At 29.9% G+C, this 17,008-nt stretch carries 13 protein-coding genes; 4 read left to right on the top strand and 9 right to left on the bottom strand.

The window, feature by feature from the left end; genetic code table 11:
* Positions 1 to 51 precede the first annotated feature (51 nt).
* From RH81_RS17030 to RH81_RS11195, 4 genes are all read left to right on the top strand, one after another.
* Positions 52 to 429, top strand: coding sequence for a hypothetical protein (locus tag RH81_RS17030; RefSeq protein WP_033960418.1), 378 nt, complete (start codon positions 52 to 54; stop codon positions 427 to 429).
* A gap of 508 nt (positions 430 to 937) precedes the next feature.
* Entirely contained in the window at positions 938 to 1,390 is a 453-nt protein-coding gene (locus tag RH81_RS11205) for a hypothetical protein (protein WP_033960417.1), read from the top strand.
* Positions 1,381 to 2,151, top strand: coding sequence for a hypothetical protein (locus tag RH81_RS11200; protein WP_033960416.1), 771 nt, complete (start codon positions 1,381 to 1,383; stop codon positions 2,149 to 2,151). Before RH81_RS11205 ends, RH81_RS11200 begins: the two co-directional genes overlap by 10 nt.
* Positions 2,152 to 2,306: 155 nt before the next feature.
* Positions 2,307 to 2,957, top strand: coding sequence for a hypothetical protein (locus RH81_RS11195; protein WP_033960415.1), 651 nt, complete (start codon positions 2,307 to 2,309; stop codon positions 2,955 to 2,957).
* A gap of 53 nt (positions 2,958 to 3,010) precedes the next feature.
* On the opposite strand, the gene RH81_RS11190 is transcribed toward RH81_RS11195, so the two are convergent.
* The 9 genes from RH81_RS11190 to RH81_RS11145 all read right to left on the bottom strand — a co-directional run bounded on the left by RH81_RS11190 (position 3,011) and on the right by RH81_RS11145 (position 17,001).
* Complete coding sequence (locus RH81_RS11190; RefSeq protein WP_033960414.1) at positions 3,011 to 3,982, bottom strand: hypothetical protein; 972 nt, start codon at positions 3,980 to 3,982, stop codon at positions 3,011 to 3,013.
* 237 nt (positions 3,983 to 4,219) lie between these two features.
* Entirely contained in the window at positions 4,220 to 7,318 is a 3,099-nt protein-coding gene (locus RH81_RS11185; RefSeq protein ID WP_033960413.1) for a cold-shock protein, read from the bottom strand.
* A 35-nt stretch (positions 7,319 to 7,353) separates the two neighbouring features.
* Complete coding sequence (locus tag RH81_RS11180) at positions 7,354 to 7,701, bottom strand: DUF3127 domain-containing protein (protein ID WP_033960412.1); 348 nt, start codon at positions 7,699 to 7,701, stop codon at positions 7,354 to 7,356.
* 122 nt (positions 7,702 to 7,823) lie between these two features.
* Positions 7,824 to 9,482 (bottom strand): response regulator, encoded by a 1,659-nt coding sequence (locus RH81_RS11175; RefSeq protein WP_033960411.1) that lies wholly within the window; start codon positions 9,480 to 9,482, stop codon positions 7,824 to 7,826.
* Positions 9,454 to 10,185 carry a hypothetical protein gene (locus RH81_RS11170; protein ID WP_033960409.1) on the bottom strand — a complete coding sequence of 244 codons (732 nt, stop codon included), beginning with the start codon at positions 10,183 to 10,185 and terminating at the stop codon, positions 9,454 to 9,456. The genes RH81_RS11175 and RH81_RS11170 overlap by 29 nt, the downstream gene beginning before the upstream one ends.
* A gap of 3 nt (positions 10,186 to 10,188) precedes the next feature.
* Positions 10,189 to 11,349, bottom strand: coding sequence for a hypothetical protein (locus tag RH81_RS11165; protein WP_033960408.1), 1,161 nt, complete (start codon positions 11,347 to 11,349; stop codon positions 10,189 to 10,191).
* 4 nt (positions 11,350 to 11,353) lie between these two features.
* Complete coding sequence (locus tag RH81_RS16550; protein ID WP_052172535.1) at positions 11,354 to 12,877, bottom strand: reverse transcriptase domain-containing protein; 1,524 nt, start codon at positions 12,875 to 12,877, stop codon at positions 11,354 to 11,356.
* Positions 12,878 to 13,140: 263 nt separating this feature from the next.
* On the bottom strand, positions 13,141 to 13,641 hold the full coding sequence (locus tag RH81_RS11150; protein ID WP_033960407.1) for a hypothetical protein: 501 nt from the start codon (positions 13,639 to 13,641) through the stop codon (positions 13,141 to 13,143).
* 72 nt (positions 13,642 to 13,713) lie between these two features.
* On the bottom strand, positions 13,714 to 17,001 hold the full coding sequence (locus tag RH81_RS11145; protein ID WP_033960406.1) for a type I restriction endonuclease subunit R: 3,288 nt from the start codon (positions 16,999 to 17,001) through the stop codon (positions 13,714 to 13,716).
* Positions 17,002 to 17,008 lie beyond the last annotated feature (7 nt).

The raw sequence follows: 17,008 nt of genomic DNA, 5'->3' as shown, positions 1-17,008 counted from the left end.
TTCAGGACAAGACATTTGAGATCGACAACATAAAATATTGAATTAAAAAAAATGATACCAAAAAAGAAGCTGAATATTTATCCGAAAAACGAAACCAATGTTAAAGCACTAATTGACCATTATTTTGCCGAATTGGAATTGGATACTCAAAGTGCAATGGAATTCATAATGGTTGAAAAAAGTTCTCTTGAGCTGAATCAGATTGAATTTCTATGTCGCAAAATTAATGAAGCATTTATTATTGTTTTTCGACCGAATTTGAATGGAAAAATCGAATTAAAAAATCTCTTATCATATTCTGTGGACGCTTTAACTAAAAATAAAGCTGAATGGAATGGTAGTATGAATAGAGTAAGAATAACTCAGGAATTTTTGGATTTCGTAAAACAGACAGAAATTGACATTGATTATCTTGAAAGAAATAATTAAAAATAAAACGTTGCACAACAATGGCTATAAGTAATTGCTTGTTCTCGCCTACTTTGGAAATTCCTGCGGAATTTCCAACTTGGTGTGTACTTGCAAAGATATGTGCTAAACCACGCAACTACTCATAGCCGAGACCGTTAGGTCACATTCAGCTGAAGCTGACTTGTGTTGCTACGTGCTGCGCACTCTCTCCACACAAGTGAAATGTGACCTAACGACCTGCTAAACCAAATTGCTAAAGCACTTATTTATTTGAAACAGCTCCTGCTGACAGGCTCAAGCCTTTAACGTGTCATAACAGTAGCTAAAAGCAATTTGATCCGACTTCTCAAACTCCCGATGCAATAAAGTGGCTCACTTATAAAATTTTTCAAAAAAAAACCCATAAGCGAGATAGATAATGGCTATTGAGCTACCGCCCAACTTAACGCTTCATTATCATCCACTTTTTGTATCTTCGTTTTCAAAGCCGAACTGCGTTTAGCAGGTCGTTGCCAGTAATAAGAAAATGACACATAAATTCACACCTGCAGATTATTATTCAGCATCCTTATCTCGACAAAAAGATTTAAATCATTTGTTGAAAAATCCTAATTCTATAATATTTGCAAGTTATTGTGCTGGTGTTTCAATAGAATGTATGTTTAGAGCTTATATCGTAAAATACACATACGAATTTGACTCGAAACATAACCTCGAAAAGCTTTATCTAAAATCATTGATTTCACAAAAACTTAATGTTAATGAGAAACAAAAAATGACAATTATCGTAAAAAAAGCTAATCAAATTTGGAATAATAATTTAAGATATACATCCGAAAAAAGGATGAAAAGAATAATTGCTCATAAAAATGTAAAGAGTAAATTTACTGATGTAAATAAATATCTTTCAAATTATCAATCGGAAATATTCAAAGCAGTAGATTTTATAATAAAAACAGGAGAATCAAAATGGACTTAATAGATAGAATTACAAAAGTTTTTAATGATTATGAAGTATTACAATCACCTATAATTGAACTGTATTTTGATAATCAAAAAAATATTGTTGGACATGTAACTGACAATATTTTTAAAAACAAAAGCGATGAAGAATCACAAGCTTTAATTTGGGATGAATTAAAGAAAAATTTTGATGGTCAAGAATTATCAAAAATAATATCAATTTTTCACGAAACTCTTGAAGAAAGAGTTCAAAGAATTAATGGATATTTCTCGAAAAATGTAAAACATTCAAATTTTTGGGGACATTTAACACCTGACCAAACACGTTATTGGTTATTTATTGATGTTGCTAAATTTGAAAACACTTACAAATCTTTTTATCTAATTATTAATGAAAAAGAAGGTGTTAGTTCTGGACTAACCTTTGAATATCCTAAAGAAGTTATTGAATTTATGGAACTTGAGTTCAGTGAAATACACGACGAGCTATATCAAAATGTATTTGAAAATGCTGAAAATGATATTAAGCTTTTATTGATGAATAAATATGAGAAATTGACAGATCAAAAGCTTTATGGTAAGGCAAATAGATATTGGTATGTATTCGAAGATTTTAAATTAAATCCAGTTTCTAAAAGTCATTTAATTTTTAATTCCAAAGAAGTTAAAATTATAAGAAAAGGGCTTGAAAAAATTGATGATTTTGGAATTAAGAACACACTGAATAAAGCATTACAAACTTCGGAAATTTTCAATGAACTTAAAAAACCAATATAACTACTGGCAACACCGTATATAATTTATTGCTGGCTTATCGCCTACTTACGAAAGTCCTCACGGACTTTCTTGGTCAGTAATTATTTACTAAATTAGTTGCTTAAACCACGTAACAAACCATACAACAACGTAGTACTTAAGTTTGAAAAACAATTATGAATTATAATGAGCAATTAAGTACTCCAGAATGGAAAGTTAAGCGAGAGGAAATTATTTCAAGAGATAATTCTTGTTGCACTGAATGTGGAATTGAGAGAAATGAATTGTTAGGATTGTCAAGTAAATTTGGTGTAAATGATTATAACCAATTAAAAGCTAAAAAATTTTCTGTTGGTAAAACTGACAAGCCATCAAAAGGAATATTTATTATCAAAAACAACTTCATGAATATTTGCCATTTTATTGGCAAAGTAAAACAGGTTCCAGACATTACTGAATTAAATTATGCTTCACAATGGATAGAACCAAAAAATTCTTTTGAACCTTTAAAATCAAGATACATTTGTTTTGATAAGAGTACTCATATTAAAGAGATGTATGACTTGAATGTTCATCATAAATATTATAACTCAGGAAAAATGGCTTGGGAATATGACAATGAAGCTTTAACAACACTATGTGCAAGCTGTCATAAAGAAGAACATTTAAAAAACAAAATCCCTGTGTATAATGAAAAAGGTGAATTCCAGTATCATGCTGAAAATTGCGCTAAATGCTCAGGTTCAGGAGTGCTTTCAGAATATAACTACTATATGAACGGAATTTGTTTCCAATGTATAGGAACAGGTAGTATTAACTTATGGTAAAACCAATACACATCAAAATACTGTAGTAAAAAACACCTAACTTTTATTGATACTTAAAGCTTACGAACTTTCAAGAACGTCCTTAAATCAAATGCTTTCACACCAAATTCTTCTTTAGCTATTTCAAATTGTTCTTCTGTTATTTTATATTTTTCAAACAACTCCCAATAATGTTTAGGGTGGACTTCTGAAAATATTAGTGACTCTGAATAACCAAAACAATCAATAACCACAGAATTATCTAGAGCATGAAGAATTAAATTGTTTTGTTCCCAATTATCTACTTTTACATAATCCCCGTAATCCAGTTCATTCTCTTCATATTTTAAAATCCAATCTATTAGCTCTCCTTCATTTAATACATTTATTTCATCAAACTCTTTCATTGCTTGTGTTGCAAAGGGGTGTAATTTCACTAATTTTTGGATACAAGAGTTTTTACACGATAAATTAAAAAGAGGTTCCACAAACCTACTTCGCATTCTGTCGAGAATGTCTACATTATCATAAAGCTCCTTAACTTCGCTAGTCCATTTACAAAAAGTATCAATATCTGTAACATCATTTTTAAACTGTTTAAATTCTTTAAGCACATTATCAATTTCACCTTGCAAAGACAACTGTTTTTTGGTAGGCTGGTAATTTAATTTTTCATCCTCATAAAAATGTATTGAGATCTTACTCTTATCCTCAATCATTTCATCATTGTTGAAAATTGAACAGGCATATAAATCTCTTATTTCATTAACTTCTTCTTCAAAAATTAAATCGAGAGCCCGCTTATCCTCTGTAAGAAAGGTATAGCCTTCACAACCATTGTTGCAATCTCCCCCACAATGACCGTTAACAACCTTAGAAAATTTAGAATATCCAAAACCTTTAAGGTTGTTAAAAACTTCACCAAGCTTATTTACAAAAACCTCTTTAGACACATCCATATATGATTTATTGTCATCTAATATTAGAGATAACATATCGGTATTCATTTCGGTGATGTACTTTATGATGGCTTCTTTTTTTGTCATTTAAAAATTCTTTTACAATTGATTTAATTGATAAGACGAAAATAGGAATGACCTGTGCAGTAGAGTTGCATAATTTAAACATTAAGATATTCCATCATTTTTATCCACTGCATGAATAATAGAAATTACCTTTGCTTTTTTTTCCTCATCTTTAGATGCTCCAAAAACAACTTTATCAAAATTCATATTGAACTCAATTTCTGAAAAATGGAAGTAACTAATATGGAATGATTAAAATTACTTAATACCAAAGGTTGGAAAAATATTTAAATGATATTTTTTTATTGCATTTATTCTTCCATAATCATAAGTCTCTTTATCAGATAGGTCAACTTCATTGTCGCAGTTAGTACAAGTAAACAAATTAACTTCCCGTCTTTCAATATCAACAAATGGTTCTGCTACTAATTGGCTTGTTTTACTTTCATCTTTAATATCCGGAATGTTAAACCCGTTTTTTCTTAGGCTAATCAACGAATTTCTATACTTTTCAAAAGAAAAATTTCCTTGACACCAAATAAACCACCATTTATTCCCATTGGGTCTTTGACCACTATTTAAAATATTTGGATGAGTCGCTTTATGCTCAATAAACCAATTTAATTGTTGTTTATATAATGATGTGTTGATTTTATTACTTTTCATTTCGTCTCCACAAGAAGTACAACAAATTACGCCTCTATCTTTATGGCCTTCAGTGTGACAGCTGTAATCTAAACCATTCATTTCACGTCCTCTTTTGCGTGCTTTTAATTTTTCTGAACTACAACAAGAATGACAATTTTTACAAATATACCATCCACAGTCATCATCAAAACCTTCAGTTTTACATTTAACAGTATCTCTGCTATCAATTATATCATAGCATTGTCCATTCAAACAGTGTGATAAATAAATGTCTTTATGCTCATCTTGGCATTCAGAATTATTACAGTGAAACATTGAAACACCATAAAAAGCATAGCTTGACTTTCCTTTAGGTCTAAGAATAGTGTTACAAGACCTGCAAGTAAGGTGTTCAAGAAATCGATTAACTCTATTGATTACATTTAATAAAATCTCATACTGATGATTATCAAATGGTATTTCTAAAACCCTTAGAATATCTCCCAAGCTATAATCTTTCCAATCTTTTGAATTATGAGGTTTTCTGCAAACATCATAACATTGACTGTTTTCACACCACCAAAATTCTAAACCGGACTTCTTACATGCAATTGAGTTACTTGTTCCTTTAATAACAGATTTTCTACCATCGCAAAAAGTTGAAAATCTTGCTTTGTAATCTGTAGGTTTTGTTTTGTAAGTAATTAACTCTTCGCCATTTTCTATTTTAGAATCTTGCTCAATTGTTGTTCTACCATCACATTTATCAAAAAAGCCACTTATTACTAATAAGTCCTTAGGATTTTTAATTTGGTTTGCAACTAATTCAAATATTGTATTTCTTTGAGTTATTTCACCATTTTTTAAATCGGTAATCACTTTTAAAATAATACTTAACGTAAAATCTAAACCTACTCCATCAATTTCTTTTGCAAGTTCACTCGTTTCATAATCAATTGTTAAAATCCTATTTAAATCTTGTAGGTTTAAATCAATCTTATTTTCATCAATTAATTTGATGATTTTTTTTAAAAATATTTTCTGCAGTTCACTTGATAGTAATCCTGTATATAAGACAACGTCATCATAAATTATAGAATCTGTATAATCTTCAACAAATAGCAATAGCTTACAATAATCGCTTGATTTACTAAAAACTGTATTGATTAATTCAGATTTGAGTTCTTCAGACTCAACAAAATCAATAATAAAGGTTAATGAATCAATTGTTTTGTAATCATTAATTACGTTTTTATCAAAATAATAGGCTGCAATTAAATTTTTTAAGTCGCTATCTGATATTTTTTTAACGATATTTTTAGCTTCTACTTTAGATGACTGATAATTATCGTGATTTGAATTAAAACCAAGTTTCTCTAATTCTTGTAATTTTTTTAATACAATTTTAATTGAAAATTCATTAATTACTCCATTATACCATAAGATGAATTTTTGATCTTCACTTAGAAGGTCCTTATTTAAATCAATTTTGAACTCTTTACCTAATTTTAAAAAAATCTCTAACATATCAATATTGTCTTTATTCCCTTCCATAAGGAAATCATTGTACAATAATTCTAATACTAGTTTTTTATCTGGATCGGATAGTTTATGTAATAATTCCAATATCTTGGTCTTGGAATTTTGAGTAAGTTCAAATACATTTTTTAAAATAAAAGGTAAAGGGCACTCTTTTATTAAACCCTCATTCCAAAGGAAGTATTTTTGATTGTCACTTAACTGACTTGTATCTAGTTTTATTTCTAATTCATTACTTAGGTTAAATGAATAAGAAAGTTTGTCTAAATTGTCTTTTTCTATGAGAGAATTAAAATGTGATTGAAGAATGCTTAGTTGCTCAATAGGCGAAATTTTTCTTAACAATTCGTCTACGTTAGAATTTTGATTCTCAATAAGTTTTAGTAGATTAGTTTGTATTATTTCCTTTGGGTATTCTTGTAATATATTAGTTGCCCATAATCCAAACACTAAATTACTATTACAATTATTAATAATAAATTTTTCAAATTTTTGAGTTTCAATAATTGAATTTTTTTGGATAAACCTGTATAAGAAGGTGCTACTTTGAATTGATGCTTTAGTGTTTGTTACTAGATTTTCAATTATATCAATAAATTGATTTTTTTCTTGCTCTGTTACTTCTGTAAGGAAATTGATAGCTTTTGATAGGATATGCTCTAAAAATCTATCATTTTGTAATTCATATAAATTCAATAGTAAAAATTTAAGGTCATTTTCCATTAAAATTGGATATGCCTTATTTGCTCTTATCTTACTATCATATTCAACGGATTTTTTGTCAATTAATATAATTACTTTGTCACCCTCCTTAAGCAACATAGGGTCAGAACCTTTAAAATCATCCTTTCTAAAAAATATGTCCCCTAAATCATTATTTTCAACAAAACCATATTCGCCATTTTTAGCTTTGTTATAGTACCATTTTACGGTTGCAATTAACTTATAAGAATTATTTACAACATAACCATTTTTATAATCACGTATAACGGGTAAAAGAGGTCGTTCTTTTCGATTTCTCTTGATTACTACCTGAATTTCTGGAGTATGATAAACCGTTACTATTTTCTCCGCAAGTTCATCACTAATATCTTGACCTTTAGAAACAAATCTAGAGCCAACGTAGGGCTCATACATTATTATATCTCTAAAAGTCAACCCTAATTCGGTTAATATTTTTGACAATTTCATAATTCTTGTTCTTACAAATTTATTTTATAATTCTGTCAAAATGGTAAATCTGTATCCTCGTCACTCCCGAACGGAGGCATTGGAGGTATACTTGTTGTTGTTTTAGTAGTTGTTTTATTGATTTTCCAACCTTGAAATGTATTGAAATATTTAACTTTACCCTCTGGATTTAGCCATTCCTTACCTCTTATGTTTATGGAAACAGTAACCTCATCACCAATGTTGTAATTATTTAATAAGCTACATTTATCCTGCACAAATTCAACTAATAATATTTGTGGGTATTGATCTTTAGTGGTTATTACCAATTCCCGTTTTTGAAACTCGTTACTTCCAAAAGTTTGTGTTTCATTTATCTTTTTTATTTCACCTGTTATTTCCATAGTCATTTTTTATGGTACAAACTTAGAATGGATGTGTGCAACCAATTTGCATTCTAATAATTATTCAAGTCTGCCAGTTTAAAGCCCCTTATTTAGCTGTGTTGAGCATCGAATGTGTATTGTTATCTACTTCTAATTTCTCCAAGAATACTTAGAATTTTCATCAAATCTTCTTTTGTTGCAGAATTTTTTGTACCTCCATGGGCTATATCGTTTCTTAGCTTGTTCAATTTTCCGATTTTTTTTAGAAAAGCCTCATCTTTTTTGTATTTGATTTTAAATAAGCACGAAACTTTGTATATAGTTGTTGGTTTTCTTTGACTTTCCTGATTAAGTTTACCTGGGGAGAAGTAATCTCCATTTTGTTTATCCTTTACAAAAGTCATTAACCATTCGTGTTTTGCACTGTCTGTTTTATCAATTGTAGTCTCTCCTTCTAAACTGTCATTATAATCATCTATTATGTAAAGTTTGTTTGCAATATTTTCAATAGATTGAAACAAGGTTAAAAATCCAAAATCCAAATAGTTCTCCTTTATTTGTTCCCATGCTATATCTAAAGCAGTGTCCGATTCAGCAATAAAACGTCTATCTGTATTAGTGTTTTTACTTTGAGTGTTTTTCCATTCAGTAAATATTTCTCTTAAATAACTTCTTTCAAAGCATTTATCTACATTCTCTTTGAAATCTTTATAGTTTTGTTTAGAGATTGCATTTGAAAAATTATATTCTGGAGATTCTTTCATATAGTAGTCGTCTGCTCCGGCATCCAATAAAGCTTTTAAATTCCATACTTTATTTGAAGCAGTGAAAACAATAACCTGATTCCCTTTGTTAAGTGATTTAATTTTTTTCAAAACTTTCATTCCAGAGAAATCTTCTGTTTTTAAATTTTCATCTTCATCTAAGCCGTTTAATCTTAAATCCACAAGGTATAAATCAAACTTTTCTGATTCAATAATGCGTTTACTTGCTTCGGAAAATGATTCAAAATCTTTTACCTTTTCATTTATAACTACAAAGTCTTCGGCCGGAGAAGTTTTAAACACTTTTCTTAAAACAGTTCCCCAACCCTTTGAGGCTTCATCATCTATTAGTAAAATCCTTTTAGGCTTATTAATATTCCCTGAAATTTTAAAATTAAACTTTATAGGTTTTTTATTATCCTCTATAACATTTTGTAGAGAAGGCTTTAACTTATCAATATTATTAAATGCTGCTACATATTTAAAATAGAGTTTTTTCTTAAACTCAAGCTCGTCTGATAAGGCATTCGCATTAGACGCTTTATCCATTGCATAAGCTCCCCAAATATTTGCTAAAGAATGGCGACCAACAGTCTCATCAGGTTGAATGTGAATGACTTTCAAAAACTTAATTAAGTATTCTCTTTCATTTAAACCATTCAAATTTTCAATTTCCATTTTATTTGATTGCAAATCATATTCGGAAAAGAAAACTCCTTTTGTGACAAGTATTTGACTGTATATTTCCGTTTGAAGCATTATAGAGTTTAATGACAGTTTACTGATATACAAAATCGGAACAAGAGTTCCATTTCTAATATTTTCAATACTTAAACGAATATGATAGCCAATTTGAAGAGAAAGCAATGGGTTTTCACCAATTTCAACTACAACTTTATTTATTTCATTAACACGAAATAATTCTATAACCCAATTATGGATTTCAGCTTCATTAATTAAATTAGGGATTTCTATAAAAGTTCCGCCCAATTCTTCCATGAATTTATTATTCCCAAGAATGTATGTTCTTTCCATATTTAATATAACTTTCCGTTGCTTGATTTATTTTCTTTTTGAAATCCTGAATTTTCATCGGATTATCTTCTATCTCATTCAAAATTTCGTCAATATCATTTTTTGGAAAAGACAGTTCAACAAAGGATTTAAAACTATTTATGATTTTTGACAAATCTGATAATTTTAAATAATCTGAATTCTCTTTCAATTCATCAGAATTAAGTATTTCAATAGCAAGTTTTGATATTTCTTTACTTGCAAAATTCTTTCCCAAAGCAATTATCCTCAATTCAACGCTTCCTGTATTTTTATAGTGATCTAAAAAATCAAAAAGGCGTTCATAAAGTAAGTTCTTCTTAATAGAACTGATATAATTGAAGTTGCTTTCAAAATCAAATTCAGCCTCACCCATTGAATTACTAAATAACACTAGAGGAATTTGCTCACCCTCCTTAGATATCAATTCCTTTATTTTTAAAACATTAGTTTTTGAACCGGATAGGAAACCTTTATCCTTGTCATAATCTTCAGTTGTAGTATGTAAAAGAATACAGTCTGCTGTTTTTAAGAAATCCAAATGTGAAGTGTCGGAAAAGCTCTTTCCTATTTCAATTTTTTCTATTGATCTCAGATATCCGTCAAAATCACCATCTTCTACAAAATTGATATTGTAGCAGATAAATCGCTGATTATTTTGATTATCGTCTATTAAGTATATCATTTCTTATTTATAATAAAAGGTTAAGATATGTGTAAACCCTTTCGGCAACTCTTCAGTTTTACATTTGATAATTTCGTACTCTGGAGTTTCCTTTTCTTTTAATATATTAACTTTGGTGGGGTTATCATCAATCATCGTTTCAACAGACCAATGGCAGTACCCTTTAAGCTTTGCTATAATTTTCCCCATATTTCCCTTTCCTTGCCATTCTTTCAGATATAGCTCTAGCTCTTTGTCCGGAAAGGAATTATGATGTGTTATCACAACTTTTCTCAAATAATAACCTTCATCTGAAATAGACCTTTCGTATTTGATTGTAATTTTCTTTTTTTCTGGTGAATCCGAATGCTTTTTTATTTCTTCAAAAATAGTTTCGAAAGCTGTTTTTAAAAACCCTACATGGGAATAAAAGTCTGCTTTTGATAAATCTGTTTTTATTATTTCAAAATTTTCTATCTCATTTTCAAAGATACTTTCGAGAGTAGCATCAATTAATTTTTCTAGATTGGAAGACTCAATTCTTGTAATCCTTTTGAAGTCGTTTATGATTTTTTTGTATTCTTCATTGCGAATAGGATGTAAATGATTCTGCTTTGACCAGTCTCGTAATTCTTTTGTTGCCCAACCGATATTATTGGGCATAGATTTTTTATAATCTTTAGATATTGAAGTCCACTCTGTTTGCTTACTATCGAAAGCAAATTGTTTTACAATACGCCATAAACTTTGAGGGATGTTTAATTTTTTAGTTCCCTTGTTAAAAACCTTATGCGCATTAATAAGAAACGTATCAATATCAAACTCCGAGTTTTCATCATAATCGTGAGTAAGGTATTTAAGCCCATCACGTTGATTAAATAATGACATAAAGTCCGCAACATGTTTGGGGTTAGGCTCGGGTACATTTCCCTGTTTTCCAATGAGCTTGATCGGTGTATTTTGTTTATTTTTTAATTCACTCAAACCACTCTCAATTTCCTCAATACTCTTTATTAAATTGACATTTTCCTTTATCCCTTTTATTTCTTCTGAAATTCTTTTTAATTCTACATCAGAATTCACGAAATCACGGGCCACAAGATCGAACACCTTTTCGCGTTGTTGCGAGTTTATCGACTTGTCTTTCAATAAATTTTTTACAAAGTCAGATTTAGAAATCCCCATACTATTATAAATTAATAATCACTTTATAGTCCGACTGATCGAAATCGGTGTTTATTTGAATTCTTTTTTTACTATTTTTTTTGGAAACGTCAAAAGCAGCTATAGCATTTTCAATACCTTGATCCTCCCAGATTTGAAGTATCATATTAACCTCAGTATTCTCATTTAGCTTTTCAAACCGATTTTTCAGTTTAAGGTAAGTGCTGTCTTTAGCTCCTTTAACCATTTGGAGATAATTAAGCTTACCGTCTATTACATTTCTTAAACTAGGTTGCCCTGTTTTAACATGCCCTTTATCTTTAAAATAATCTTTTTTAAAAATCACCTCAGCTTTATAATAACCATATGTTTCCCAGTAATTTAACCACATTCTTAATTGCTTAATATATCGTTTTTTTACATTCACATTGTCGTTAACAACTAGTCCTGTTACTTCTTTACGCATACCATCTACCTGTAAACGGGTTTTACTTGCTTTAATGGTAAAACCTTGATCTAAAATAACACGTTCCAATTCTGTTAAGAAATCACTCTCTTTCTGAAATACGTTGTGCAAAGAACTAAATGTGATATCATCAGCATAACGGCTATATTTTAAGCCAAAGCGTTTAGCAACAGCTGTAAGTAAATAATCTAGTCGCTGACAAACAACGTTAGTTAATATTGGTGATGTAGGTGCTCCTTGAGGAAGTACATTTCTCGATACTTTGTGCCAAATTCCATTTTCATCTTTGCGCTCTACTATCATTTTTGTGCAGCAGATGTTTGAAATTATATTATTAATTTTTTGTCGCCCACCACCATTTCTAATCATGTTTACGTATTCAGTAACGGCATTTTCTTGATTCAAAAACATATGTTTAACACTATAGTAATTCTTATCAAAAACTTTTTTACCAATAACATATGCATTATTCTCTAATATGAATTCACGTGAAATAAACCTTTCTCCAATTAGATTATAGCCAATAAACAGTCCATTTTTAGATTTTTCAACAGTATGCAAATTACTGATCTTTAAGTCATCAGGTAAAACAAAATTATTTTTATGCAAGTTTAAATCGTTTAAATTAAAAGGTTTCAATTGCATACATTTCCATACTCTTGCTTGATCAACACTTTGAAAGAAGTCTTTTAAATCGATATTATAAACATATCGGTTACCGATATGAATTTTAGCATTATCGACTATAGATTTCTCTTTTACAAATCCCATAGCTGCTTTGTGAGGCACAAAAACACATTGTAAAATCAATGCCAATGTTTTTTGAATTGATTTCAAACCATTTACAGGTGCATGTATAGAACGATTCCCACCAGATTTCTTTTTTATTTTAAATTCTGTGTAACGAGTTTTACCCAGATTTGGATTAGCATAATAGGTAAGTTGTTTTAACTCAAATGGAACTGACTTTTCACCATAAAGTAGTGGTTTTACAGAGTTCATTAAACTAAGTAAATCCTCTTTAGTCTGCATGTTTTGAAAAGCAGTTCTAATTTCGTCTATATGTGTTTGTTCTAATTCCATGTTCTTATTAAAAATTCTAAGAAGCCTGCTTTTATATTCTTTGTTTAAAACTTATCTATATCTAGACTTATATCTCTATATATATCATATGTTATCTTTTAAAATAACCAAAAATACATTCATCCCGAATTACTTCGGGACACCAACCGATCTGAGACCTTTAACTAAAAAGAAATCCAGTTGGCACAAATCAATAATTTAAAGCAGGCTTTCAAAGAACTATGCAAATATGATTTGCTTCTATGCGGTGTATCTGCATAGATTTACTTTATTTCTGTTATTGTTTTAGTAGGTTTACTAACCATTCCCTTTATTTTCTGAGAATTTAATTCTTGAAGGCCACTTTCAAAAAACTTAATTGTAAAATTAACACAAGAAAAAACATAAGTCGCAGTCATTAAAATATCATCTTTATCATTCCCTAAATAGTCTCTTAATTCTGGATAAGAATACGTCTTACCAGTACTTGCTGTCAATTGTATATTAAACTTTAAAGGCCGAACATACCATGTGTCATTTACACTAAATTCTTTAACTTTTCTTGTTATTGAAGGATTTAGTAGAAAATAGAAAGAAGTACGATATACTTCAATTACCATGTTTTTTGAGTCTAGTCTGAATATGTTCTTTTTAGAATTTTGGTTCTTATTTGAATTCTCCTCTACTAGACATTCAGGGTAACAACTAACCATTAAACTTGTAAAAACTTCAAGAAAATATTTCTCACCACTCTCTTCCATTATTTTAGTTTTTATATTATCCATAATTGTTTTTAATTATTGCAAATATTACTTTCTCACATGCATTGTATCTGCATAGTTAATTTACATTATACATTAAGCCGCAAAACCTATACCTTGTTCAGCTAAACCATAAAAGTGTTGAAATACAATTTCTGTTTTTTCTGCAAAAATATTTCTATCGTAAGATTGTGGTAAATCTTTATTCAATATTTTTTTAATTTCTTGTCTAACCATTTCTTGAGTAGCTTTTTCTTTGTGCCATTCTTGAATTAAGATCTTGTTTTTAGCGTCAAACAAAACGACAAGCAAATCTGTAGCTGCAAGCTTCACATTCTTTTCCTCCTTTTTTGTAAGGTTTTCTTTTTTTAATAAATCGAAAAGCTCTTGCTGCTCTTCTGTCATACCGCTTTTAGCGGCTCTCTCTTGTTCTTCAGACATGTTTTCTGCCTGTTTCATCAGATCTTCGTAAGCTTCTTCAATAGACAAACTTCCAGAATTGTAATCTTCTATAATTTTTTCAAATCGCACTAGAAAAGATCCTCTGGTTTTATTTTGAGCCAACATCTGTTTCAATTTTACTTCCATTAACTCTCTTAAATCTGCAAACTGAATATTCTTATGCTTTTTTTCTGGAAACTCAGCTCTTAATCTTGAAAAATCAAGTTTACTAAGATCAATTTGTGTTGATGTATCAATAATATAGTCGTGAGTTTGGTCTTCTAAATCCCTTTTACCCAAAACACTTGTATCTAAAAGTTCGTCAAGTTTTTTCTTTGTTCTTTCTATAGCTTCGTCTTGATCTACATGCCTATCTACTACTTTACGTAAATATTCAAATACATCTCTTGCCTTTTTTATTAATGGGAAACCATAAATTTCTGGTTTAGCAGAATCATAAAGACCAACTATGGTGTTCACAAATAAGTCTAATTGTTTTTTATATTCATCCTTCTCTAAAATCAAATTTGCATATTCTTGAAACAATTCCACTTCTTTAAATCCTTTTTCTCCTAAATTTAAAATAGCATCAATATCTGCACCTAGTTCTTTGCAATAGACTTTAGCCTCTAAAATAGCTTGCTCTAAAAGTGCTAACAACTCTTCTTGTTCTTTTACTGGGAATTCGTCTTCATTATCGTTTTGATCTTTTCCTTTGGTTCCTTCTGCATAATCTGCTAATGCTTTTTTAAGGTTTCTAAAGACACCAAAGTAATCTACAACTAATCCATTCTTTTTGCCTTCAATAACCCTATTAGCTCTTGCAATGGCTTGCATTAATGTGTGATTTTGAAGCGGCTTATCTAAATACAATGTTGAAACTGCTGGTGCATCAAATCCTGTTAACCACATGGCAGTTACAAAAACCAAACGGTAAGGACTATTTGGATCTTTAAAAAAGTCTTCAATGTTGCGACCATCTTCATCAGGATAATCCATTAATTTTCTATGAGGTGAAATATTAAGCCCTTCTTTTTCGAAGATTTCTTTTTCTTCTTTATCAGAACCTTCTTGACTCACAACCGCAGACATTTTGGTTTCCTCCATAAAGGCAATTGCTCTTTTATGGCGTTCCTTTATCTCTACATCTTTTTCTCTTGCTATTTTTTTTCTTAAATCCTTTATTTCTTCTTTTTGCGCCAATTGTACAAACTCGTACATTCTAACTGCAGTAAATTTATCTATGCAAACCACCATGGCTTTCATTGGTTTGCGTTGTTTCTCATCATTTTCTACATCTAATCTGTAAGGATAATGTTGAACAATATGCTTCGCTATTTCTTGTAAACGATCTTCTCGTCTCACTACTTGAAGTAAAGTTGAATACTCTCTATCGAGTTGTTTCTTTTGTTCTTCTGTTAGATTTTCATTCTCTAAAATCGCTGCAGCATCGCCTACTAATTCTTCATTTACCTGCTCTACTCTGGGAACGCTCTTTTTATAGTATAATGGTACTGTTGCACCATCTTCTATACTTTGTGCAAAATTGTATTCAGACACATAAGGTCCAAACCAATCTTTTGTTAATTCACTGCGTAAAAGAGGTGTTCCTGTGAAGGCAATATATTGTGCGTTTGGTAATGCAATACGCATATTTTCACCATACCCTTTGTATTGTGTTCTATGTGCCTCATCCACGATAACAATCCAATTATCGCGATCCGTTAATTGTGGATAGGTTTTTCCTTTTTCTATTCCGAATTTATGAATGAGACTAAACACGAACGATCTATTAGAATGCAAATAATCTCTTAGCATGTTTCTACTACTTGGCCTGTAATAGTTTTCCTTTTGGTCTTTAGTTTCTATTATAACTTCTGTCTCCTGGAAATTTCGATAAATCTGGCTGTCCAAATCTGTTCTATCCGTAACGATTAAAAATGACCAATTACCTGTAACTTTGCGCTCTATCTTTTGAGAGAAGAAAATCATAGAGTATGATTTTCCTGATCCTTGTGTATGCCAAAACACACCTAATTTACCCTTCTTACCTTCTTTATCAATTAATGATTCTATCGCATTATTTACTCCAAGGTATTGATGATTTTTGGCAATAATTTTCACTTTGTTTTTATGGTACAACACAAAGTTTTCAAAATAATCTAGAAAGTTTTTTTTGTTACACAAACCTTCACCAAACAATTTTAAACTCAATCTATTATCTGTTAATTCACTTTCTTTTTCAACTTCTATTCGAGATTTTTGGGTATTAGAAATTGCCGTATCTTCTAATTTTACCCAAGAGAAGAAATGCTCCCAAGGTGCATTAAAGGAACCTACTCGTGTTTGTATGCCGTTAGATATACATACAAACATATTAAACCAGAATAACTGTGGAATATCTCTTTTATAGCGTCTCAAATTAGTATCGTATCCTCCTTTAACTTTTTCGGTAGCATTTTTTAGCTCAATCATTACTAAAGGCAGACCATTAACGTATAACATTAAATCTGGTCTTCTTGTAATATTTTCAATTTGTAAATACTCAATACTTAATTGAGAAACGACTAAGAAGTCGTTATTTTCTTCATCATCAAAATCTAAAACTTTTACATAGCCATTTTCTTCTCTTCCTTCTTGATTTTCGTAAGTTATTGGGACTCCATTTTTAATCAATTCATAAACTTCCTTATTTGCTATAACGGGTGTTAAACTTGCTCTGCTTTTTGATAACTCATCAATTGCAAACTCAATACAATGTTTCGGTAAATCATTGTTTAATCTTATTAATGCTTCTCTTAAATCATCTTTTAAAACAACATCCTTTAAACTATCTCTTCCTATGAGTTTTTTCTCCCATGCATCTTTGTGGTTATAACCAAGGATTAATTCAAAAAATTGAATATCGGCTTCTTCTATATGTGATTCGTTTAAAAATGCCATTTCTTAA

The organism is Psychroserpens jangbogonensis, assembly GCF_000797465.1.
In the GTDB taxonomy this organism is placed as follows: Bacteria; Bacteroidota; Bacteroidia; order Flavobacteriales; family Flavobacteriaceae; genus Psychroserpens; species Psychroserpens jangbogonensis.
The sequence above is the reverse complement of the archived record's forward strand: the minus strand, read 5'-3'. Positions and strand labels throughout refer to the sequence as shown.

Excerpts from the sequence above, each read along its gene's own strand:
- RH81_RS17030 (WP_033960418.1), top strand. The coding sequence starts at position 52 with ATGATACCAAAAAAGAAGCTGAATATTTATCCGAAAAACGAAACCAAT.
- RH81_RS11205 (WP_033960417.1), top strand. The coding sequence starts at position 938 with ATGACACATAAATTCACACCTGCAGATTATTATTCAGCATCCTTATCT.
- RH81_RS11200 (WP_033960416.1), top strand. The coding sequence starts at position 1,381 with ATGGACTTAATAGATAGAATTACAAAAGTTTTTAATGATTATGAAGTA.
- RH81_RS11195 (WP_033960415.1), top strand. The coding sequence starts at position 2,307 with ATGAATTATAATGAGCAATTAAGTACTCCAGAATGGAAAGTTAAGCGA.
- RH81_RS11190 (WP_033960414.1), bottom strand. The coding sequence starts at position 3,982 with ATGACAAAAAAAGAAGCCATCATAAAGTACATCACCGAAATGAATACC.
- RH81_RS11185 (WP_033960413.1), bottom strand. The coding sequence starts at position 7,318 with ATGAAATTGTCAAAAATATTAACCGAATTAGGGTTGACTTTTAGAGAT.
- RH81_RS11180 (WP_033960412.1), bottom strand. The coding sequence starts at position 7,701 with ATGGAAATAACAGGTGAAATAAAAAAGATAAATGAAACACAAACTTTT.
- RH81_RS11175 (WP_033960411.1), bottom strand. The coding sequence starts at position 9,482 with ATGGAAAGAACATACATTCTTGGGAATAATAAATTCATGGAAGAATTG.
- RH81_RS11170 (WP_033960409.1), bottom strand. The coding sequence starts at position 10,185 with ATGATATACTTAATAGACGATAATCAAAATAATCAGCGATTTATCTGC.
- RH81_RS11165 (WP_033960408.1), bottom strand. The coding sequence starts at position 11,349 with ATGGGGATTTCTAAATCTGACTTTGTAAAAAATTTATTGAAAGACAAG.
- RH81_RS16550 (WP_052172535.1), bottom strand. The coding sequence starts at position 12,877 with ATGGAATTAGAACAAACACATATAGACGAAATTAGAACTGCTTTTCAA.
- RH81_RS11150 (WP_033960407.1), bottom strand. The coding sequence starts at position 13,641 with ATGGATAATATAAAAACTAAAATAATGGAAGAGAGTGGTGAGAAATAT.
- RH81_RS11145 (WP_033960406.1), bottom strand. The coding sequence starts at position 17,001 with ATGGCATTTTTAAACGAATCACATATAGAAGAAGCCGATATTCAATTT.